This is a genomic window from Actinokineospora sp. UTMC 2448 (assembly GCF_024760565.1).
Lineage (GTDB): Bacteria > Actinomycetota > Actinomycetes > Mycobacteriales > Pseudonocardiaceae > Actinokineospora > Actinokineospora fastidiosa.
In genome coordinates, this window is sequence record NZ_CP031087.1 from 4,608,699 (window position 1) to 4,630,078 (window position 21,380).

Below are 21,380 nucleotides of genomic sequence, written 5' to 3' on the forward strand. Positions count from 1 at the left end.
GGATGCGGGCGAAGTCAAACCGGCCCGGCGCTTGAATTGGTGACAGATCGCGTGAACGGGTGGATGACGATTTCTCCCCCGCCGAGCGCACACCGCAGAGCACGATGATCGGGGTGGACGTGACAGACCAACAGGTGGATGTCCTGGCCATCGGCGCCGGGCCGGCGAATCTGGCCCTGGCGGTGGCCATCGAGGAATCCGGCGTCGATGGCCTCGCCGAGAACACGCTGGTGCTGGAGCAGTACCCGGACGCGAAGTGGCAGCGCAACCTGCTGCTGCCGTGGGCGCGCAGCCAGGTGTCCTTCCTCAAGGACCTGGTGACGCTGCGCAACCCGCGCAGCCGGTTCTCGTTCCTGAGCTTCCTGCACGAGCGCGGGAAGCTCGACGAGTTCGTCAACCTGGGCACCTTCAACCCGTACCGGTGGGAGCTGTCCGAGTACATGCAGTGGGTCGCGGAGTCCCTGGAGCGGGTGCGCGTGCGCTACGACGCCCGGGTCGAGCGGATCGAGCACCGGCGCGGCCCGGACGGCGAGATCGAGGGCTGGACGGTGTCGCTGTCCAGCGGCGACGTCGTGCGCTGCCGCGACCTCGTCGTCGGCACCGGCCGCGACGCCCGGGTGCCGGACGTCTTCGCCGACCTGCCGAAGAACGTCGTCATCCACAGCACCCAGTACTGCTCGCGCATCACCGAGGTGCCCGCCGACCAGCCCGCCCGCGTGGTCGTGGTCGGCGGCGCGCAGAGCGCGGCGGAGATGTTCATGGCGGTGCACCAGGACCTGCCGCTGAGCGAGCCGACCCTGGTGCTGCGCTCGATCGGCCTGCGCAACTACCAGACGAGCAAGTTCGTCAACGAGTTGTTCTACCCGTCCTTTGTGGACGAGTTCTACGACGCCCCCGCTGAAACGCGGGCGCGCATCCTCGACGAGATGCACCTGACGAACTACGCGGGCCTGGCCCCGCCGTTCCTCGACGAGCTGTACTCGATGCTCTACCAGCAGCGCATGCTCGGCAGGCAGCGCTCGACGGTGCGGTCGATGACCGAGGTCGTCGCGGCCCGCACCGAGGGCGACGACGTGGTGCTCGACCTGCTCGACCACCGCTCCGGGACGGTCGAGCGGCTGCGCTGCGACCTCGTCCTGCTCGGCACCGGCTACGACCCCCGCATGCCGAGGATGGTGCGCGACCTCGCCGAGCGGGCCGGGCTGCCGGAGATCTCGGTCAGCAGGCGCTACCGCGTGGACCTGGGCGACTCCGCCCGGGGCGCGATGTACCTGCAGGGCGTCAACGAGGCGACGCACGGCATCTCCGACTCGCTGATCAGCGTGCTGGCGCACCGGTCGCAGGACATCGTGACCGACCTGCTCGACCGCCGCGCGGTCGCCGGGGCGGTGAGCGGCTGATGCGCGTCCGCAAGCGGGACCGGGCGAACCTGAGCCCCGCCTACGGCATCGAGGGCGAGCGCCTGCTGCCGTGGGACGCGCTCGCCGCGCCGTTCGAGGGCGCGTGGTGCGTGGTGCGGCCGGGCGGGGAGTCGGTGGCCCACGAGCACCACGAGCACGAGATCTTCATCGCCCTGGCGGGCCGGGCGACCCTGGTGGTCGACGGCGACGCGCACGAGTTCGCCGCGGGCGACATCGCCCACCTGCCGCCGGGCTGCACCCACCGGGTCGTCAACGACTCGGCCGCCGAGTTCGAGTACTACGGCATCTGGTGGGACACCGCGATGTCCGAGCGCTTCATCACCAGCCAGGAGGCGGTGCGATGAGCGAGAAGCTGATGGTCCTCTCCCCCGCCCCGACCGCCAACGGCGACCTGCACCTCGGGCACATCGCGGGCCCGTTCCTGGCAGCGGACGTCTTCACCCGCTACGCCAGGGCGATGGGCCGGGAGGTCGTGCTGGGCACGGGCGCCCAGGACAGCCCCACCTACGTCGTCACCACCGCGGATCGCCTCGGCGTCGACCCGCGCGAGCTGGCCGAGCGCTCGACCAAGCAGATCGAGGCCACGCTGGACGCGGTCGGCATCGCCTACGACGGGTTCACCCGCGGCGACGAGCGGTACGCCGACGTCGTGCTGGACTTCGTCGGCAGGCTGCACGCGACCGGGAAGCTCCGGCTCAAGCCGATGCCGTACCCGTACTCGACGCGCACCGGCGAGTACCTGATGGACGGTTACGTCCGCGGCGGCTGCCCGGTGTGCCTGGCCGACGGGTGCGCGGGCGTCTGCGAGAGCTGCGGGCACCCGTGCGCCCCCGGCGAGCTGATCGAGCCGCGCTCGACCGCGGACCCCGACGACCCGCTGGAGCTGCGCGAGGTCGAAGTGCTGGTCCTCCCGCTGGAGGAGCACCGCGCCGGGCTGCGCGCCTACTTCGAGCGGATGCGCCCGCGGCTGCGCCCGCACATGGCGCAGGCGATCGCGGAGATGCTGGACCGGCCGCTGCCGGACTACCCGATGACCTACCCCACCCGGTGGGGCATCCGGGCGCCGTTCCCCGGCGTGGCGGGCCAGGTGGTCAACCCGAACGCCGAGGCGGGGCCGTGGCCGGTGGCCGCGGCCGCGCTGGCAGCCGAGGCCGGGGGCGCAGTGCTCGCGCGCGACGACGAGCCGTTCCGCGCCGACTCGGGATGGGGCGTGGTGCTGTTCCACGGCTTCGACAACACCTTCCCGTTCGCCATCGCGCTGGTGGCCATGCTGCTGGCCCACGAGGGCCGATACGCGCTGCCGGAGTGGTTCGTCGCCAACGAGTTCTACGAGCTGGAGACGGAGAAGTTCTCCACCAGCCGGGGGCATGCGGTGTGGGGGTGCGACCTCGCGGCCGAGGCGCCGCGCGACCTGATCCGCTTCCACCTGGCGGTCACCAGCCCCGAGCACCAGCGCACCGACTTCAGCCGGGCGGTGATGGACCGGATCACCACGAGCAGGCTGGTCGACCCGTGGAACCGGGTAGCCGCCAAGGCCGAGGCGTTCGCGGGCGCTGGCCCGCTGCCGGTGTCGGCCCGCTCGCGCGCGGCGGCGGCGCGGATGGGCGAGCGGTTCGCGGCCTGCTACGAGTTGCCCGCGTTCAGCCTGCACCGGGCCGCGGGCACGCTCACCGAGCACCTGGCCCGGCTCGACCGGCGCCCGGTGTCGGCTGAGGACGCTGGCGACTTCTTCCACGAGGCCGAGGCGCTGCTGCGCTGCGCCGCGCCGATCCTGATCGACCTCGCCGAGCGGGCGGGCGTCGAGCCCGGTCTGCCCGACGGCGGCCCGGAGACGATCACCCCGAGGCCGCTGCCGCGGCTGAGCACGACGGTGACCGTCGCCGGTCTGCCCGACGGCGACCGCGACGCCGTCACGCCGCGGCTGAGCACGGCGGTGGCCTGAGGTGTACCGGCAGGTGTTGGTGGTGGGCGCGGGGGCGACGGGGCTGCTCACGGCGATCCGGTGCGCCGCGGCGGGCCACCGGGTCACGGTGCTGGACCGGGGGCCGATCCCGAACCCCCGGTCGACGTCGTTCGACCAGCACCGGGCGATCCGGGCGCTGGACCCGGACGACCCGGCGGCCACGGCGGTCGCGATGGCCGCGCACGAGCGGTGGCTCGCACTGGAGGCGTTGCTGGGCGAGCGGTTCTACCGGCGCGTCGGCGTGGTCACCGCGGTGTCGCCGGAGTCGGCGGCCCGGGCCCGCGCCATCGCCGCCGACACGGGCCTGCCGCTGTCGGTGGCGGACCCGGAGGCCTACGGGCCGGTCCGGTTCCCGGACGGGACGGTCCGGCTGCTGGAGCCGGACGCGGGTGTGCTGCTGGCCGACCGCGTCCTGCGCGCGGCCGTCCGGTGGCTGTCCCGACACCCGCTGGTCAGCCTGCGGCCGTGGCAGCCGGTGTCCGAAGTGGACTGCGATGCCCCGGCGGCGACCACCGCGCGCGGCGAGCGGATCGGCGCGGACGTGCTGCTGGTCGCCACCGGCCCGTGGTCGCGGGACCTGGTGGAGGTGCCGACGGTGCTGTACCGCCAGACCGTGGTCTACCTGCGCCCGCCGGAGGACCTGGCGCGGTGGTGGGAGCACGCGCCCGGCATCGGCAGGGCGGGCCCGGACGGGCGGTCGTGGGTGATCCCGCCCGGCGGCGAGACGCTGCTCAAGATCAGCACAGCCGCCGCCTGCCGGGAGACCACCGTGCTCGACGACGACGATGACGAGCGCAGCTGGGCTGGCCTGGTGCTCAACGCGGGCGTGCTGGCCGAGCCCGCCCGCTACCCGGTGGTGTCCGCGCGGCGCTGCCACTACGCCGTCGACCCGCACACCGGGACCGGCGCGCTGACCCGGCTCGGCCCGGCGGCGTGGGCCAGGGCGGCCAGCGGCGGCGACGGGTTCCGCACCGCGCCGCTGGTGGCCGAGCAGATCGCCGACACGCTCACCGCCGTGCTCGCGTGAGACCACCCGAAACGAGAGGAAGGCAGATGGACAACCCGGCGCTGCTGGTCATCGGCAGCGGGCTCAAGCTCTACCGCGAGTACCTGGTCCGGTCCGCGTCGGCCAGGGCCCGGTCGCTCGGCCTCGACCTGGTGCTGATCAACAACCTGCACCCCACCTGGCAGCACGACTACTTCACCGAGATCACCGTGGCCAACATCTTCGACCACGACGTGCTGCGGGCGCAGGCGCGGGCCGCGGCGAAGCGCTGGTCGGTCGTCGGCGTGCTGTGCTGGGACGAGCCGCTGGTCATGCCCTCTGCCGAACTGGCGGCGGAGTTCGGCGTGCCCGGGCTGAGCCTGGCGGGCGTGCACGGCTGCCGGGACAAGAAGCGCACCCGGACCCGGCTCACCGAGGCGGGGCTGCCGCAGCCGGGCCACGCCATGGCGGCCACGCCGGAGGAGGCCCGCGCCGCCGCGGCCGCGATCGGGTACCCCGTGGTGGTCAAGCCGCGCGCGCTCGGCGCGAGCATGGGCGTGGTGCTCGCCGCCGACGAGTCCGGGCTGGACGCCGCGTTCCGGGTAGCGCACGAGGCCAGTCTCATCGGGGACGCGCCCTACCGGGGCGGCGCCATCGTGGAGGGGTACGCCGACGGGCCGGAGATCAGCGTCGACGGCGCGGTGCACAAGGGCGAGTACCTGCCCATGTTCATCGCCCGCAAGCAGACCGGGCACGCGCCGTACTTCGAGGAGGTGGGCCACGTCGTCGACGGCGCCGACCCGCTGCTGAGCGACCCCGTCCTGCTCGACACCATCACCAGGGCGCACCGCGAACTGGGCGTGGAGAACGGACTGACGCATACCGAGGTCCGGCTGACCGCGCGCGGCCCGGTCATCATCGAGGTCAACGGCAGGCTCGGCGGGGACCTCATCCCGTACCTCGGCAAGCTCGCCACCGGCATCGATCCGGGCGAGGTGCTGGTCGACGTCGCCGCGGGCAACCGGCCGGACGTCACGCCGTCCCGCGCCGGGGTGGCGGGCATCCGGTTCGGCTACCCCGACACGGACTGCGTGGTGCACGCGGTGCGGGTGCCGGAGTCCGGCCCCGGACTGGTCACCGCGGCGGCGATGGTCGACCCGGGCACGACGCTGCGGCTGCCGCCCGGCGGCTACATCGCCCGGCACTCGTTCGTCGTCTGCGCAGCGGAGGACACCGCGACTTGCGCGGAACGGCTCACCGCGGCCGCGGCGGCCGTCGAGGTCGACGCCGAGCCGATCGCGCCGAAGCCCGAGGGCGCCGCCCTGGAGATGCCCGCCGGACTGCTGGACGCCGACGCATGATCGACTACGACGGCCGCCGGTTCCGCAAGGCGGGCGGGGGCGACGGCACCGAGGCGCGCTACCGCCAGGACGGCGACCTGGTCTGGGCCGACTTCACCGGCGGGGCGGTGCGCCGCGGCGCGGTGACCGGCCGGTGCGAGCCCGACGGCACGCTGCGGCTGGCGTACACGATGGTGCTGGCGGGCGGGGAGATCATCTCCGGGCGCACGGTCAACACCCCTCGCCAGGACCCCGACGGCCGGATCGTGCTGCGCGAGGAATGGGAACGCTTCGGCGAGCACGCCGCGTCCGGCGTCTCCTACCTTGAGGAAGTGCGATGACCGACTTCTCCGGCCTCGGCGGGCTGGTCGACGGGCGGGTGCTGCTGCCCGGCGATCCCGGCTACACCGCGGGCAGCCAGCCGGTCAACCGGCGGTACGCGGGCGTGCGGCCCGCGGCCGTGCTCGCCGCGGCGTCGGCGGCCGACGTGGCAGCGGGCATCACCTGGGCGCGGGAGAACGGCGTCCCGGTCGTGGCCCGCGGCGGCGGGCACAGCTACGCGGGCAACTCCGTCAACACCGGACTGGTGCTCGACCTGCGCGCCATCGACCGGGTGTCCGTCGACGCCGACACCGGGCTGGTGACCGTGGGCGGCGGCACCCGCATGGGCGCGCTCTACGCCGCGCTGCGGGCCCACGACCTGGCCGTCCCGCTCGGCAACTCCGACGACGTCGCCGTCGGCGGGCTCACCCTGGGCGGCGGGGTGGCCGCGGTGTCCCGGGCGTTCGGGCTCACCTGCGACTCGCTGGTGGAGACCGAGGTGGTGCTCGCCGACGGCACGATCGTCACCTGCGACGAGAACCGCGCGGCCGACCTGTTCTGGGCCTGCCGGGGCGGGGGCGGCGGCAACTTCGGGGTGAACACGTCCTTCACCTTCCAGGCCCGGCCGACCCGGCCCGCCTCGACCTGCCTGGTGCTGTGGGACTGGGCGCACGCGCACGAGGTGGTCGTCGCGCTGCAGGAGGCCGTCCGGGCCGCGCCGGACGAGTTCGCCGCGCGCATCGGGGTGAGCCGGGCGCCGGGGTCGGAGCCCGTCGTGTCCGTGATCGGCCAGCACCTCGGCCCGGCCAGCGAGCTGCGCGGGTTCCTCGCGCCCGCGCTTGCGGTCGCGCGTCCGTCCAGGATGGACATCGCGGACCGCACCTACTGGGAGGCCAAGGACTACCTGCGGCACGAGTCCGCGGGCGGCATGTTCGCGGTGCGCACCAGGTGCACGCCCAAGCCGCTGTCCGACGCGGGCGTGGCCACGATGCTGTCCGCTGTGGACAAGTGGCCGGGCAGCGGGAACCCCGACGGCGGCGGTGTCGCGCTGTTCACCTGGGGCGGGGCGATCACTCGCGTCCCCGTCCACGCGACGGCGTTCCCGCACCGGGACACGCTGTTCCTGGTGTCCATGGACACCTCGTGGACGGCGGAGGACGGCCCCGGGGTCGAGCGCGACAACCTGGCCTGGCTCGCCGCGCTGCACGAGGACATGGGCGAGCACGCCGGGGAGGGGTCCTACCTCAACTTCACCGACCCGGACCTGCCCGGCTGGCGCTCGGCCTACCACGGCCCCAACCACGACCGGCTGGTCGAGGTGAAGCGCCGCTACGACCCTGACCGCGTCTTCACCTTCGGCCAAGCCGTCTGACCCCGTGGAGGACCGGATGACGCTGATCATCGTCGGCTACCTGCCCGTGCTGCCCGTGCTCGACCACTTCCCCCCGGACTCGGTGCTCCTCGTCGACGAGCCCGACGTCATCCGCAAGCGCGGCGTCGCCGCGGCCATGGCGGGCGCGCCGATGCTGCGGGAGCTGATCGGGTGGGAGTACACCTCGCCCGCGTCGGCCGACGAGTTCTACAACACCCATCCCGACCTCGCCCCGACGATGGTGGTGCCGCTGCTGGAGTACGCGACGCCCTTCGCCGCCCGGCTGGCCGAGCGCTACGGCCTGCCGGGCGCGGGCTCGGCGGCGGCGGCGATCCTGCGCGACAAGTCCCAGCTGCGCCGGGTCACCCGCGCCGCGGGCATCGCCAACCCGCCGTCGCGCGGGGTGGACTGCCCGGACGACGTGCGGGCGTTCATGGCCGAGTTCCCCGGCCCGGTGGTGCTCAAGCCCGCGAACCGGCAGGCGTCGGTGGGCACCAAGGTGCTGCACGACGCCACCGAGGTCGACCAGGCCTGGGCCGAGTGCGTCGCCCAGGACGAGGGCGCGCTGGTCCCGGACCGGCGGATGCCGCTGCACATGCTCGTCGAGGGCTACCTGCGCGGGCCCGAGTACAGCGTGGAGCTGCTGGTGCGCGAGGGGGAGACGCTGTTCGCCAACGTCACGGCGAAGACGCTGTTCCCCGGGCCGCGCCCGGTCGAGCTCGGCCACACCGTCCCCGCCGACATCCCCGACGCCCTGGCGGCGCGGATGCGCGACCGCACGGAGGCGGTCCTGCGCGCGGTCGGCTTCGCCAGCGGCGTCGTGCACTGCGAGTGGATCGTCGTCGAGGGCGAGCCGCACCTGGTGGAGTGCGCTGGCCGCTTCCCCGGCGACGGCATCGCCGAGCTGATCGAGCGGGCGTACCCGGTGAACCTGGCCGCCGCCTACTACGCGGTGATGCGCGGCGAACGCCCCGACCCGCTCCCGACCCGCGCCCGCCACGGCGCGACCGTCCGCTTCCTGCGCCTGGCCCCAGGCGAGGTCACCACCATCGAGGGCGTCGACGAGGCCGCCGCCATCCCCGGCGTGGTCCGCGCGACCCTCACCGTCACCGAGGGCGACGAGGTGCGGGAGCTCCGCAGCTCCTGGGACCGCGCAGGCTCGGTGATGGCGGTCGCGGAGACGCCGGGGGCCGCGGAGAAGACGGCGGAGCTGGCGATCGAGCGGATCAGGGTGGAGGTGCTGAGCACGCGCCCGGTCACCATCCCGGGCCGAGTCCACCGCTGAGCAGTCCGGGAGCGTGGGCCGAAGCGGCCGAACCCACGGCCCGCGTCCCCACCAGACACGACCCCACCCTCACCACGCGCGACCCAACAAGCCAGGAACCCTAACGCACCAACCAAACCCGCCCCCACTCACGACCACACCAAGGGAGAACCGCAACCCCCACCCACCCACTCACGCCCGACCGAGAACCCCAATCCACGACCCAAACCCCACTCACGACCACACAGGCCGAACCCTCAACCCACCACCCAGACACAACCCGCCCCCCACGCGTGCGAGCGGCGGGTTGGGGAGCCGTGCGCGCGGCTACTCCACCCGGCAGGATCCGGTGTCCGGTAGGGGTTGGGTGTGGTCGAACGGGTCGATGCGGGTGGCGGAGGCCGGGTCGACGAGGGTGACGTCGTCGGGGGTGAGGGGGGCGAGGCGGCCGCGGGCCATCGCGGCGCAGGACATGGCGAGGGCGTAGCCCTCCGCGGAGGTGGGGTGCAGGCCGGTGTCGGTCACCGTGAAGCGGACCTGGTAGCGCAGCATGGCCACGTACTCGTCCACGGTCAGCGCGCCCGGGACGTCGAAGGCGTAGGCGAACGTGTAGTCGGTGTCGACGACCAGTCGGCCCCCGTCGCCCACCGTGGCGACCATGGCGCCGTCCACCTTGGGCGGCACCGGGAGGAGGCGGACGCCGGGCTCGATCACCGTCGCCCACGCCAGCGCGCTCCGCCCCGCCAACCCCTTGCGCACGTGCTCCCGCGACTCGGGGGTCAGCCCGGCGAGCAGGGCGTCGAAGCGGCCCTCGTTCAGCGCCCGGCCGTCGACCCGTCCGGCGATGAGCAGGTCGCGCACCGCCGAGTACGCCGCCGCGACCTCTTCGGCCGAGTAGGCGCCGACCGGGGCCGCGACCGGGACGACGATCCCGGCCGCGCCGTCCGGCCGCGCCTCGGCGAGGGAGCCGACGAAGGGCCGCTCCCGGTCGACCCGCCCCGACGGCGCGCGGTCCGCCGCGGCCACGGGGTCGCCGAAGAGGTCCGCCCGGAACACCACGGCCCCGGCCAGCAGCATGGCCGTCACCACGCCCACGACGACCAGCGCGCTCGGTCTCCGCCGAACGCGGCGGGGCCGGGGCGCGCGGTCGGCCCGGGCGGCCCGCCGCGCGCGTTTCGTGGCCTCCCTGATCCACGCTTCGTCGGTCAGGTCGGGATGGTCCGCAAGCGGATCGCGCATGTCCGTTTCTCCCCAGTAAGTCCGGTGCGCGACCTTAACCGACCGGGGCCACCGCCTAGGGCCGCAGGTCCGTCACCCCCTTGCCGCTGGCGATGTCGAACGGCACCGACACCTGGTCGTGCACGATCAGCCACTCACCGTCGACCTTCCGGAAGCAGAAGGTGGCCCTGACCCACATCCCGGGCGTCGTCGTCCCGTCCGGGAGCGTGCCGCTGAGCCGTCCGAAGCCGTGACCGAACGCCACGTCCTCCCCCGCCGTGATCCGCAGGTCGCGCACCTCGTAGTCGAGGTTGTCGAGGAACGCGAAGACATTGGTCCAGTTCCCGAGCTTCGCGTCCACGCCGACGTGCTGCAGCGGCGGCTCCACGTCGAACGACACGACGTCCTCGGCGTAGAGCCGCCGCAGACCGACGAGATCCTTCCGCCTGATCCCGTCGATCACCCCATCGACCACCTGCCTGATCGCGCTTTCCGCCACCATCGCCCCGTCCCTTCGTCAGGCGCCGTTACACCTCATACGACACCGCAGCGGGGCGAAATGTCAGACCGATCAGGATCGCTTCCTGCCGAACACGGTCAGTTCCGCGGCGGCCGCGAAGGGTTGACCGTTGTAGGACGTGACGCCCACCAGCCGCACGTAACGGCCCGTGACCGCCGGGAACGTCAGCCGGGTCTCGGCCGTCCCCGCCGCGAACGTGCCCGCCGAGACCGGCTCGCCCCAGGTCTGGCCGTCGGCGCTGACGAACAGCCGGTAGTCCTTGATCCGCCCGTTCGTGCCCACCTGGCGCGGCAGGTAGCCGTAGCCGGTGACGTCGTACTGCGCGCCGAGGTCCAGCGTGATCGTGTGCGGGTACGCGGGGATCGGGCTCACCGAGTACGCCGTGTGCCAGATGGACGACGGGTTGCCGTCGATCGCCTTGGCAGCGCCCGAGTTCTCGGCGCTGGTCTCCGCACTGCTCACCTCGTGCACGCGCATCCGCGACTGCGGGATCGTGCCCGGCGGCAGCACGGTGGCCGTGGCGGCGACCTCGGGGACGGCGACCGGCCGCCCGCCCGCGGTGTAGGCCGCGACCGCCGTGACGGGGTACGGGCCCGCCGCGAGCCCCGCGGGCGGGGTGACGTCCCAGTCGGTCGCCACCGTCGCGCCGGGCGCCACGGCCGCGAACTCCGCGGGGGTGCGCGGAACGACCGTCCAGCCCTCCGGCGCGCGCAGGGCGAGCGAGACCGCCGTGGCGTCCTCGGTGCCGTTGTTGGTGAACGTGGTGCTGACCGGGTTCGCCTCGCCGGAGGCCATGCCGGTCAGGCCCGCCCCGGTGACGGACAGCTTGCCGCAGACCGCTCCCGTGTCGGCCGGACCCAGGTCGGTCACGGTGAAGTTGTCCATCACGAAGTCGGCCTGGTCACCGCCACCCGTCAGCTTGCGTAGGCCGACCCAGTTGTCGCCGCCGCACCCGGCGACGATGTCCCGCTCGAACCGCGTCGTGCCGCGCTGCTCGCCGATCGGGACCGCGCTGAGGTCCACCGGGACCGGCTTGCCGTCCACGACCCGGTCGGTGCCGTGCACCCACTGGTACTGTCCCGCACGCCCGGAGACGTAGTCGAAGGCGACCTTGTACCGGTGCCCGTCACGCAACTCCACGGTCCACGGCGCGGTCCGGTACACCAGGCCGCGGTTCTCCTCGTGCGCCTTCAGCGACCACTCGCCGTCGAGGACGTCGTCGACCAGCTTGCCGTTCCAGCCCGCCTGCGTGTACGGCGCGTGCTTGCGGGCGATGTGCGTGCGCGGGTCCGTGCTGCCGCCCGCGTCGCCCTTGATGAACGGCCACCAGCCCTGATCTACGTGCTCGAAGTCGTGCACGGAGGAGACGGACATCGGCACCACCCGCGCGTCGTCCACCTGCACCCGGGCGTCACCGTCGCCGACCCGCACGACCAGCCGCGCGTGGTCGCGCTTCGCGGCGAACACCACCCGCACGCGCTGGAAGTAGCTGCCGTGCTTGTCGTCGGCGGCGACCCAGTTGCGCGCCGAGGTCCGCTCGACGGTGACGCTCGCCGCGCCCGGCACCTCCAGCGTGGTCGGGCGGCTGCGGCCCGGCTCGATCTCCAGCCACACCGACGCGCTGTAGGTCGTGCCCGGGGTCAGGCCGGTGATGCGCTGCGCGATCGACCCGGGGCCCGCGCCGAACGCCGCCACGTGCTGCCCGGTCGCCAGCTCGTCCACGCGGACCGCGCCGGTGGGGCCCCAGTGCTTCAGCGAGCCCGCGTTGAAGCCCGGGTCGGCCAGGCCGGTGCCGTGCCCCCAGTCCGCGGCTGCCTGCCTCGGCGCGCGGTCCGGGTAGAGCACGTACGCCTGCCCGGGCTCGGCGTCGAGCGCGATCCGGCCGTCACGCGCCTGGACCACGCCGACCTTCACGCGGCCGGTGTCGGTCAGCTTGTAGACGGTGAACTTGCGCGCCTTGCCCAGCTCGCCGGGGACCGTCCACGCGGACGCGCCACCCGCGGCGTTGTAGTGGTACAGCTTGTCGGGCCGCTCCTTGCCCTGGCTGGCCCACGGCAGCAGGTAGCGGTCGCCGTCGAGCACCGTGCGGCCGTCCACGGTGACCGTGCGTCGGCCGTCCTCGACGCTGCCGCGCACACCCCCGGCGAACACGACCTCGTCGGTGTTCCAGTCCACGATGTGCTGCTGCTGCAGGAACTTCGCGGGCAGGTTGTGCTGCCAGATGTTGGCCTCGAACTCGTTCCAGTCCGTCTCGCCCGTCCAGCCCTCCCAGTCGACCAGCTGGGCCTTGCCCAGGATCGGGTGGTCGTTCCAGACGTCCTTCTGGTCGTTGCGCAGGAACCGGATGATCTGCGAGTTCAGGCCCTTGTTGGTAGCGCCGCCGTAGTCGACGTCATTGGCCCAGTGCGACCACAGCGACGAGCGCTCGAAGCGGTCGGACCACTCGGTGGTCAGCTCCCAGCCCTGCTCGGCGAGCTGCCTGCTCAGGCTGTCGGCGAGCCAGCCCGATGAGTAGTAGACGTCGATGTAGAGGGCTTCCAGGTTCGGGTGCGTCTCGTCGCGCAGCTGCCGGAAGCGATCGATGATGTTCCCGGAGGCCAGGTCGGGGCGCTGCTTGATGTAGTAGCTCTGGTTGAGCCAGTTCCAGCCGCGCGCCTTCGGGTCGACCAGCTCCTCGCTGAAGGAGTTCGCCTCGCCGTAGGACTCGGTAGCGTTGACGTGCACGCCGAAGTCGGCGTTCCACTTCTCGCCCTCGGCCAGCAGCGTGTTGAGGTCGGCCCGGCCCCCAGCGCGGGTGTTGTAGTTGCCGCCGTAGTCCGGGTGCGCGGAGTCGTGGCCCTCGGCCTGGTAGCCCTTCAGCAGGGCGAGCTGGCCCAGGTTGTCGGTGGCGAGGGCGATGCGCTTGGTGTCGTCCAGGGTCCGCAGGAACGGGTGCGTCGCCTGGCTGGCGAAGTTGAACGGGATGCGCGGGACGACCCGGTCGGCGGTCTTCTCGCCGCCCTTGGGGGTGACCATGATGTCGCGGAAGGCCAGCGCGCCGTCCTGCCAGTCCACGGTCCCGTCGCCGTTGGCGTCCGGGGTCACGACGACCTTGGCCCACGGCAGCGGCTCGGTGTACGGGGACGTGTCGCCCCGGTAGGTCCACTGTCCACTCCAGACCCCGACGCGGACGTGGTCGCCGTCCGCGCGGGCCTGGTGCAGGAAGCGGGTCCCGTCGTCGGCGGACGCGCCGCTGGGCTTGTCCACCGTCGCGTTGGTCTCGATGCCCGCGGCCAGACCGTTCGCGCTGACGAACGCGTAGGTCGCGCCCACCGGGGCCGGGTCGACCGGCGTCCGGTCGGTGACCTCGGCGAAGCGGTCGGCGGTGCGGGTGGAGTCCGGGTCGAGCGTGGTGAACGCGGTCCGCGCGCCCGGGTCCGCGCTCGACACCGACAGCAGGTCGTGGTCGGGGATGTCGATGGTGTTCACCCGGTCGGCCTCGGTGTCGCGCACCGCGTCGATCCGGAAGGTGGTCACCCGCCCGACCAGCGACAGGCTCGCGTCGAGTTCGACCCCGGGCAGGTCGGCGAAGGCCAGCCGGTAGCGGGCCGCCGAGCCGTCCAGGACCGGATCACCCGCCAGCGACACCCTGCGCGGCACGCCGTCGACGGCGATGACGCCGATGGGCGCCGACCGGCCGCCGATCTCCGCGCCGGAGGCGTTGTCCCGGTACGACAGGACCCTCGGGAAGTCGGCCCCGACCGTCACGGTCAACTCCGCCGACCGCAGGACCAGCCCGGGGTCCTCGGCGGCCGCGGGCGCGGCCAGCACACCTCCCGCCGCCACCGCCACCACAACGCCGGGGACCACGCCCCTGACCCAGCCTCTGAGCATGCCTCTGACCATGATGCTGCCTCCCGGAACCCGGCGGGACCTGCCGATCACCTCGGCCGCCGGAGCGTAACGCGCAAAATCCGACATGTCCATGTTCAATCATGTTCAGAAGCCAGACACAACCCACAGCATCAATCACCTATTGCCGGTTCACCCGCGACACCATCTAGATAACGACAATCGTTTCCGTATATGGTGGCGCGGGCCGGAGGGGATCCGCGCCACCGCCCGGGACCGCGAGGAGCCATGAGCGACGGATACGCCGTGAACGCCCAGTACTACGACCTGATCTTCCCCGCCGCCCTGCGCGACTCCATGCGCGCGGCGCTGCGCGCGTTGCTCGCCGACGCGGCCGTCGTGGTGGAGATCGGCGCCGGGACCGGGCAGTTCACCGAGACCATCGCCGCCGGGCTGCCCGAGGGCGGCGAGGTGTTCGCCGTCGAGCCCGCCGCGGTGATGCGGGCCGCGCTCGCCACCCGGCTGGCCGCCCTGCCCGACCCGCCGGTGACGATCCTGCCCGCCGACGCGCTGAGCGCCGAGGTGGACCGCGAGATGGACGCGGTCGTCGCGCTGCACGTGATGACCCACTTCTCCCCCGCCGACCGCGCCGCCCTGTGGGCGCGGTGGGTGCCCGCGCTGCGCCACGGCGGGATCGTCGTGGTCGACGTCCAGGCCCCGCAGGAGCCGGTCGCCGTGCCGCCCGCCGTGATCCCCGGCCGCACGCTCGGCCGCCGCCGCTACGACACCGTCGCCGAGGCCACCGTGGACGGCGACCATCTCATCTGGACGATGACCTACCGCGTGCACGAGAACGGGCGGACGGTCTCGGCGGAGTCGGTGTCGTTCCCGTCCTTCGTGGTCTCCGACGCCACCCTCCACGCCGAACTGGCGGCCGCGGGCTGCGCGCCGGTCGCCGACCCGCCCGCCGGAGTGCTGGCCTGGCGCAGGCTCTGAGGCGTCCGCGCGGCGCGTCACCCGGTTGCCGGATGACAATCTAACGACAATGATTATCATTGCTGTCCACCGGGCGGCCGAGCGAGAGGGCGGGACGTGGCGCATCTGCTGATGGTCGAGAGCTGGGTGGGGGCGATGAGCTCGCTGCTCCCCCGGGCGATCCTCGAATCCGGGCACCGCTTCACGTTCCTGACCCGCGATCTGCGCCACTACCTGCGCGCCGCGTCCGGTGACGGGCCGCATCCGCTGCTGGCCGCGGAGAACGTGCTCACCGCGGAGACCAACGACGTCCCCGCCTTGCTGTCCCATGTGGAACGCGTGCACGACGTGCTGCGCTTCGACGGCGTGATCTCCTCGTGCGACTACTACCTGGCCACCGTCGCCAGGATCGCCGCCCACCTGGGACTGCCGGGGTCGAGCCCGGACGCGGTCGAGCGCGCCTACCGCAAGGACCTCACCCGCACCGCCCTGGCCGCGGCGGGCGTGCCCGGGCCACGGTTCGCCCTCGCGAGCGGGTGGGCTGGCGTCGCGCAGGCCGCCAGGGGCGTCGGCTACCCGCTGGTGCTCAAGCCGGTGGACCTGTGCGCGGGCATGTTCGTGCGCCGGGTGGACGACGAGGCGCAGCTGCGGGAGGCGTTCACCGCGGTCGAGACCTTCCCGATCAACGCCCGGAACCAGCCGCGCCTGCCGACCGTGCTGCTGGAGGAGCTGCTCGACGGCCCCGAGGTGAGCGTGGAGACCGTGACCGTCGACGGGACCACCCGGGTCGTCGGCGTCACCGACAAGAGCGTGGCGGGCGCGCCCTGGTTCGTCGAGAGCGGCCACATGTTCCCCGCCGACCTCCCCGCCGAGCAGGCCGAGGCGGCCGCGGAGGTGGCGGTGTCGGCGATCGCCGCGCTCGGCCTGGACAGCGCGGTCGCCCACACCGAGGTCAAGCTGACCTCGGCCGGGCCGAGGCTGGTCGAGGTCAACCCGCGTCCGGCGGGCAACCAGATCACCGAGCTGGTGCGCCGGGTGACCGGCATCGATCTGCCCGCCGTGTACGCCCAGCTCGCCGTCGGGGAGCGCCCCCGGCTGGAGCGGGCGGAGACCGGGGTCCGCAGCGCGGCCATCGCGCTGGTGCTGCCGCCCCGGGCCGGGCTGATCGCCGGGATCACCGGTGACACCGACCTTCCCGGCGTCGTGGACGTGGCGCTCAAACCGGCCGGTCACCGCGCGGGCGACCCGACGAGCAACAACAGCTACCTGGGCCACGTGATGGCCGTCGACCACGACGGCCTCGGGGCCCGGGCGCTGGCCGAGAAGGTCGTCGCCGGGCTGGACGTGCGCTACCGGGAGGACGTCGCGTGACACCGGCGGACCTGGCGGACCTGGCGGACGAGGTCCGCGCCGGGAAGCTCGGCCCTGATCCCGGCCAGGTGCGGGTCAGCGTCGCTTTCACCACCCACCAAGGGGTCCGGCACGCCTCGCGCGGCCAGTCCTACCGCAACAGCGTGGTCAGCCTGCGCGTCGACCGCGCGGTGGGCTCGTGCGCGGTGGAACCGGGCGATATCAGCGACGACGACGTCCACGACACCGTCGGGGCGAGCGTCGCGGACCTGCTCGACCACCCGCACGCCGCCCTGCGGATCGCCGCGCTCGACGCCTACCTCATGAGCGCGCACCCGCACGAGACCTCCGGCGCGCACCCGGTCGTGGTCCCGGCGGGCGGCTCGCTGGAGAAGTCGATGGCCAGGGCCGCCACCGTCGTCGACCTGCTCGACCTGCCGCCGGGAGGCCGCGTGCTCGTGGTGGGCGTGGTGAACTCCCTGCTGCACCACCTGCGGTCCCGCGGGCTGGACTACACCGCCTGCGACCTCAAGGGCGGGCGCACCGAGTGGGGCGAGCCGATCGTCGCCGACGCCGACCCCGGCGACTGCGACGCCGTGCTGGCCTCCGGCATGACGCTCGGCAACGGCACGTTCGAGCCGCTGCTGCGCGCGGCGGCGGGCCGCCCGGTGGTGGTGTTCGCGCAGACGGGCAGCGCGGTGCTGCCGTGGTTCGTCGGCGCGGGCGTCACCGCGGTGTCGGCCGAGCCCTACCCGTTCTTCTGGCTCGACGGCGGGCCGTCGACCATCCACATCTACCGGGAGCGGCCGTCGTGGTGAACCCCGCGTTGCTCGACCTGGTCGGCAGGACCCCGCTCGCCCGGGTCCGCACCCCGCTGCCGCACCCGCACGGCGGGTTCTGGGCGAAGCTGGAGTGCCTGAGCGCGGGCGGGATGAAGGCCCGGCCCGCGGTGGCGATGCTGCTCGGCGCGCGGGCCCGCGGGGAGCTGCGGCCGGGGGCGCCGGTCGTCGAGTCGACCAGCGGGACGCTCGGCATCGGGCTGGCCTTCGCCGGGCAGGCCCTGGGCCACCCGGTGGTGCTCGTCGTTGACGACGACCTGGAGCCGTCGATGCGCGCCCTGCTGCGCGCGCACGGCGCGCGGTTGGAGGTCGTGGACCGACCGCACCCGACCGGCGGCTGGCAGCAGGCCCGGCTGGACCGCCTGCACGCGGTGCGCGAGCGGCTGCCGGGCGCGTACTGGCCGGACCAGTACAACAACCCCGACAACCCGGCCGGGTACGCCGGACTGGCCCGGGAACTGGTCGAGCAGGTGGACCCGGCCGACGTGCTGGTGTGCAGCGTCGGCACGGGCGGCCACAGCGCCGGGGTGATCGCCGCCCTGCGCGAGCACTGGCCCCGGGTCCGCCTGATCGGCGTGGACACCGTCGGCTCGACGATCTTCGGCCAACCGGCCCGCCCCCGGGTCATGCGCGGCCTGGGCAGCTCGATCTACCCGGGCAACGTCGCCTACGACGCGTTCGACGAGGTCCACTGGGTGGGCTCGGTCGAGGTGGTGGACGCCTGCCGCAGGCTGGCCCGCGGCGGCTTCGTCACCGGCGGCTGGAGCACGGGCGCGGTCGCGCTGGTGGCGGCGTGGGTGGCCCGGGTGGAGGCGGGCGCCTCGGTGGTCGCGGTCTTCCCCGACGGCCCGCACCGCTACCTCGGCACCATCTTCGACGACGACTTCTGCCGGTCGCGGGGCCTGTTCGGGGCGTCGGCCGACCGCCCGGTGGAGATCGGCGACCCGGCGGCGGTCGAGGTCACCAGCTGGGCGCGCTGCCGCACGGTCGCCGCGCCCCGGCCGCTGGCGGTGTCCGCGTGAGGCTGAGCACGGCGGTCTACGGCCTGGAGCTGACCACGCCCCTGCGCATCTCCCGCTCAACCATGGCGCGGCGGGACGCGGTGCTGGTCGAGCTGGAGCACGACGGGCTCGTCGGGCGCGGCGAGGTGGTGACGTCCGTCTACTACGGACTCGACGTGCCCGCGATCCTGGCCGCGCTGGGGTCGGCGGAGCCCCGGCTGACCGGCGACCCCGCTGACCTGGCCGGGCTCGGCCTGCCGCCCGGGGTGGCCGCCGCGCTGGACTCCGCGCTCCACGACCTGCGCGCCCAGCGGCGCGGGCTGCCCCTCCACGCGCTGGTGGGGGCGCCGGACTGGGCGGACGTCCCCACGGCGTACACCATCGGGATCACCGCCCCGGCCGACGCCGCCCGGCAGGCGGGCGCCCTGGCCGCGCGCGGCTTCCGGGTGCTGAAGGTGAAGCTCGGCTCCCCCGACGACCTCGCGGTCGTGGCCGCGGTGCGGGCGGCGGCGCCGGACGCCCGGCTGGTCATCGACCCCAACGGGGCGTGGACGCCCGAGGACACCGTGCGCGCGCTGGAGCGGATGCCCTGGGTCGACGCCGTCGAGCAGCCGGTCGCGCCCGGCCGCGTCGAGCGCCTGGCCTGGGTGTCCGCGCGGACCCCGGTGCCGGTGATCGCCGACGAGGACGCCGCCACGGCCGCGGACGTGCGGGCGCTGGCGGGCGCGGTGTCCGGGGTGAACGTCAAGCTCGCCAAGTGCGGCGGTGTCTCGGCCGCCCGCGACATCATCCAGGCGGCCGGCGACGCGGGCCTCGACGTGATGCTGGGCTGCCTGGTCGCCAGCTCGCTCGGCATCGCCCCCGCCGTGCACCTGACCGCGCACGCGCGCTGGGTCGACCTCGACGGGCACCTCCTGCTGGCCCGCGACCCGTGGGCGGGCATCGGCGGCGAGGACGGCACGCTGCGCGTGTCCGGCGCGCCCGGGCTGGGCGTGACCCGGCGGTGAGCGCGTTCCGGTCCTTCCCGCTGTCGGTGCGGCTGCTGCTGGTCAACCAGTTCGGCGTCAACACCGGCTTCTACCTGCTCGTCCCCTACCTGGCCACGCACCTGGCGGGCACGCTCGGGCTCTCGGCGGCCGTGGTCGGGATCGTGCTCGGGGTGCGCACGCTGAGCCAGCAGGGGCTGTTCCTCATCGGCGGCACCGCGTCCGACCGGCTCGGCCCCCGGCGGGTGATCATCGCCGGGTGCGCGCTGCGGACCGTCGGGTTCGGACTGTTCGCGCTGGGCGAGTCGGTGCCCGTCCTGCTCGCGGCCGCGGTGCTGTCCGGGGTCGCGGGCGCGCTGTTCAATCCCGCGGTGCGCGCGTACGTCGCCGTCGCGGCCACGGAGGAGCGCCGGGCCGAGGCGTTCGCGCTGTTCAACGTGTTCGCCCAGGCCGGGGCGCTGGTCGGGCCGCTGCTGGGCGGCGTCCTGCTGCTGTGGGACTTCCGGATCGCGGCCGTGAGCGCCGCAGTGGTCTTCGCCGTGCTCACCGTCGCCCAGGCGTTCGCGCTGCCCGCGCGCGAGGCGGCCGAGCCGACGGGCACCGTGCTCGGCGACTGGCGCGAGTGCCTGGCCAACCGGCGGTTCCTCGCGTTCACCATCGCCCTGACCGGGCTCTACACGCTGCAGAACCAGCTCTATCTCGTGCTGCCCATGGAGGCGATGCGGGTGACCGGGTTCGCGGGCTCGGTCGCCGCGCTGTTCATCGTGTCCACGGTGGTCAGCCTGGTCTTCCAGGTGCGGATCACCCGGGCGCTGCGGGACCGCCCGCGCGGGCGGTCCATCGCCGTGGGCATGGCGGTCATGGGGGCGGGGTTCCTCGCGCCCGCGCTGTCGCACCTGTGGCCAGCGCTCGGGGTGCCCGCGGTCCTGGTGGCGACGCTCGGCCTTGCGGTCGGGGTGATGATCGCGCACCCGTTCGTCTACGAGCTGATCCCCTCGTTCGGCCGGGAAGGCCTCGCGGGCACCTATTTCGGCATGTTCTACCTCGCCTCCGGCGTCGTGGCGGCCGCGGCGAACGGGGTCATCGGCTGGGCCACGGAGGCGGGCGGCGCGTGGGGCGCCGCCGTCTCGGCCGCGGTCGGGCTGGCGAGCGCGGGCGCGGTGCTGGCGCTGCACCGCCGGGGCGCGCTGACGATGGAGGCCGCGCGGTGAACCTGCTGACCGACAACCCCGAGCTGTACGAGCACCAGTTCCCCGACCCCGACCACCTCGCCGCCCGGTTCGTCGACGACGTCGTCACCCGCTTCGGCGGCGGCCGGGACCTGCTCGACATCGGCAGCGGCACCGGGCGCGACGCGGGCTGGCTCGGCGCGGCGGGCTACCGCGCGCACGGCATCGACGCCGCGGCCACCATGGTCGAGCACGCCCGCGCGCGGCACCCGCACGTCGGGTTCACCGTCACCGACATGCGCACCTTCGTGCTGCCGCGCCGGTTCGACGTGATCACCTGCCTGGACAGCGCGTTCCTCTACTGCCACACCAACGCCGACCTGGGCGCCTTCCTCGGCCGCTGCCACGCCCACCTGCGCCCCGGCGGGCTGCTCGTCGCCGAGATGCGCAACGGCGCGTTCTTCCTCGGCAACACCGAACTGCTCGACGCCGAGACCACCCGCCCGGTCACCTGGGACGGGGTCGCCTACACCTCGACCACCCGGCTGTGGATCGACCACGCCGCCCAGCTGCTGCGCCGCCGCCGCGCCTGGACGTGGCCGGGCCGCGCCGACCCGCTGGTCCAGAGCTCGGCCTGGCGGCTGCTGTTCCCCCAGGAACTGCGGCTGCACCTGGACATCGCCGGGTTCGACGTGCTGGCGCTGTTCGACCGGCCCGGCCCCCGGACCGACCCGCCGTGGTCGCCGGGCTGCGAGTTCGGGGACTCGCTGTCCGGCGACCGACTGCACCTCGTGGCGCGCTCGCGCCCGCTCCACTGAAAGGGAA

Annotated in this window: 18 protein-coding genes; 15 read left to right on the forward strand and 3 right to left on the reverse strand. The window is 73.8% G+C overall.

Features of this window, described 5'->3' with window-relative positions; all coding sequences use genetic code 11:
• Positions 1-59 precede the first annotated feature (59 nt).
• Genes Actkin_RS21015 through Actkin_RS21050 form a run of 8 tightly spaced genes read left to right on the forward strand, consistent with a single transcriptional unit; the run spans position 60 to position 8,687 of the window.
• On the forward strand, positions 60-1,400 hold the full coding sequence (locus Actkin_RS21015; protein ID WP_258903920.1) for a lysine N(6)-hydroxylase/L-ornithine N(5)-oxygenase family protein: 1,341 nt from the start codon (positions 60-62) through the stop codon (positions 1,398-1,400).
• Entirely contained in the window at positions 1,400-1,765 is a 366-nt protein-coding gene (locus Actkin_RS21020) for a cupin domain-containing protein (protein WP_189211213.1), read from the forward strand. The genes Actkin_RS21015 and Actkin_RS21020 overlap by 1 nt, the downstream gene beginning before the upstream one ends.
• Positions 1,762-3,363, forward strand: coding sequence for a class I tRNA ligase family protein (locus Actkin_RS21025; RefSeq protein WP_258903921.1), 1,602 nt, complete (start codon positions 1,762-1,764; stop codon positions 3,361-3,363). The genes Actkin_RS21020 and Actkin_RS21025 overlap by 4 nt, the downstream gene beginning before the upstream one ends.
• A gap of 1 nt (position 3,364) precedes the next feature.
• Positions 3,365-4,411, forward strand: a complete 1,047-nt coding sequence (locus Actkin_RS21030) for an NAD(P)/FAD-dependent oxidoreductase (RefSeq protein WP_258903922.1) — start codon at positions 3,365-3,367, stop codon at positions 4,409-4,411.
• A gap of 26 nt (positions 4,412-4,437) precedes the next feature.
• On the forward strand, positions 4,438-5,730 hold the full coding sequence (locus tag Actkin_RS21035; protein ID WP_258903923.1) for an ATP-grasp domain-containing protein: 1,293 nt from the start codon (positions 4,438-4,440) through the stop codon (positions 5,728-5,730).
• Entirely contained in the window at positions 5,727-6,050 is a 324-nt protein-coding gene (locus tag Actkin_RS21040) for an avidin-fold protein (RefSeq protein ID WP_189211216.1), read from the forward strand. The genes Actkin_RS21035 and Actkin_RS21040 overlap by 4 nt, the downstream gene beginning before the upstream one ends.
• Positions 6,047-7,402, forward strand: a complete 1,356-nt coding sequence (locus tag Actkin_RS21045) for an FAD-binding oxidoreductase (RefSeq protein ID WP_258903924.1) — start codon at positions 6,047-6,049, stop codon at positions 7,400-7,402. The genes Actkin_RS21040 and Actkin_RS21045 overlap by 4 nt, the downstream gene beginning before the upstream one ends.
• A 16-nt stretch (positions 7,403-7,418) precedes the next feature.
• Positions 7,419-8,687: an ATP-grasp domain-containing protein gene (locus Actkin_RS21050; protein WP_258903925.1), complete on the forward strand. Its 1,269-nt coding sequence runs from the start codon at positions 7,419-7,421 to the stop codon at positions 8,685-8,687.
• A gap of 306 nt (positions 8,688-8,993) precedes the next feature.
• On the opposite strand, the gene Actkin_RS21055 is transcribed toward Actkin_RS21050, so the two are convergent.
• From Actkin_RS21055 to Actkin_RS21065, 3 genes are all read right to left on the reverse strand, one after another.
• Entirely contained in the window at positions 8,994-9,905 is a 912-nt protein-coding gene (locus Actkin_RS21055; RefSeq protein ID WP_258903926.1) for a hypothetical protein, read from the reverse strand.
• 55 nt (positions 9,906-9,960) lie between these two features.
• Complete coding sequence (locus Actkin_RS21060) at positions 9,961-10,386, reverse strand: YybH family protein (protein ID WP_189211220.1); 426 nt, start codon at positions 10,384-10,386, stop codon at positions 9,961-9,963.
• A 69-nt stretch (positions 10,387-10,455) separates the two neighbouring features.
• Positions 10,456-14,277: an endo-alpha-N-acetylgalactosaminidase family protein gene (locus tag Actkin_RS21065; protein ID WP_258903927.1), complete on the reverse strand. Its 3,822-nt coding sequence runs from the start codon at positions 14,275-14,277 to the stop codon at positions 10,456-10,458.
• Between the two features lie 246 nt (positions 14,278-14,523).
• Between Actkin_RS21065 and Actkin_RS21070 the strand changes: the two genes are divergently transcribed.
• The 7 genes from Actkin_RS21070 to Actkin_RS21100 all read left to right on the forward strand — a co-directional run bounded on the left by Actkin_RS21070 (position 14,524) and on the right by Actkin_RS21100 (position 21,373).
• Entirely contained in the window at positions 14,524-15,231 is a 708-nt protein-coding gene (locus Actkin_RS21070; RefSeq protein ID WP_258903928.1) for a class I SAM-dependent methyltransferase, read from the forward strand.
• A 96-nt stretch (positions 15,232-15,327) separates the two neighbouring features.
• Entirely contained in the window at positions 15,328-16,581 is a 1,254-nt protein-coding gene (locus Actkin_RS21075; RefSeq protein ID WP_258903929.1) for an ATP-grasp domain-containing protein, read from the forward strand.
• Positions 16,578-17,378: a Rossmann-like domain-containing protein gene (locus Actkin_RS21080; protein ID WP_258903930.1), complete on the forward strand. Its 801-nt coding sequence runs from the start codon at positions 16,578-16,580 to the stop codon at positions 17,376-17,378. Before Actkin_RS21075 ends, Actkin_RS21080 begins: the two co-directional genes overlap by 4 nt.
• Positions 17,375-18,421, forward strand: coding sequence for a PLP-dependent cysteine synthase family protein (locus Actkin_RS21085; RefSeq protein ID WP_308425891.1), 1,047 nt, complete (start codon positions 17,375-17,377; stop codon positions 18,419-18,421). Before Actkin_RS21080 ends, Actkin_RS21085 begins: the two co-directional genes overlap by 4 nt.
• Positions 18,418-19,407 carry an enolase C-terminal domain-like protein gene (locus Actkin_RS21090; protein ID WP_258903931.1) on the forward strand — a complete coding sequence of 330 codons (990 nt, stop codon included), beginning with the start codon at positions 18,418-18,420 and terminating at the stop codon, positions 19,405-19,407. The genes Actkin_RS21085 and Actkin_RS21090 overlap by 4 nt, the downstream gene beginning before the upstream one ends.
• Positions 19,404-20,597, forward strand: a complete 1,194-nt coding sequence (locus Actkin_RS21095; RefSeq protein ID WP_258903932.1) for an MFS transporter — start codon at positions 19,404-19,406, stop codon at positions 20,595-20,597. Before Actkin_RS21090 ends, Actkin_RS21095 begins: the two co-directional genes overlap by 4 nt.
• Positions 20,594-21,373, forward strand: a complete 780-nt coding sequence (locus Actkin_RS21100) for a class I SAM-dependent methyltransferase (protein ID WP_258903933.1) — start codon at positions 20,594-20,596, stop codon at positions 21,371-21,373. Before Actkin_RS21095 ends, Actkin_RS21100 begins: the two co-directional genes overlap by 4 nt.
• The last annotated feature ends 7 nt before the right edge of the window (positions 21,374-21,380 follow it).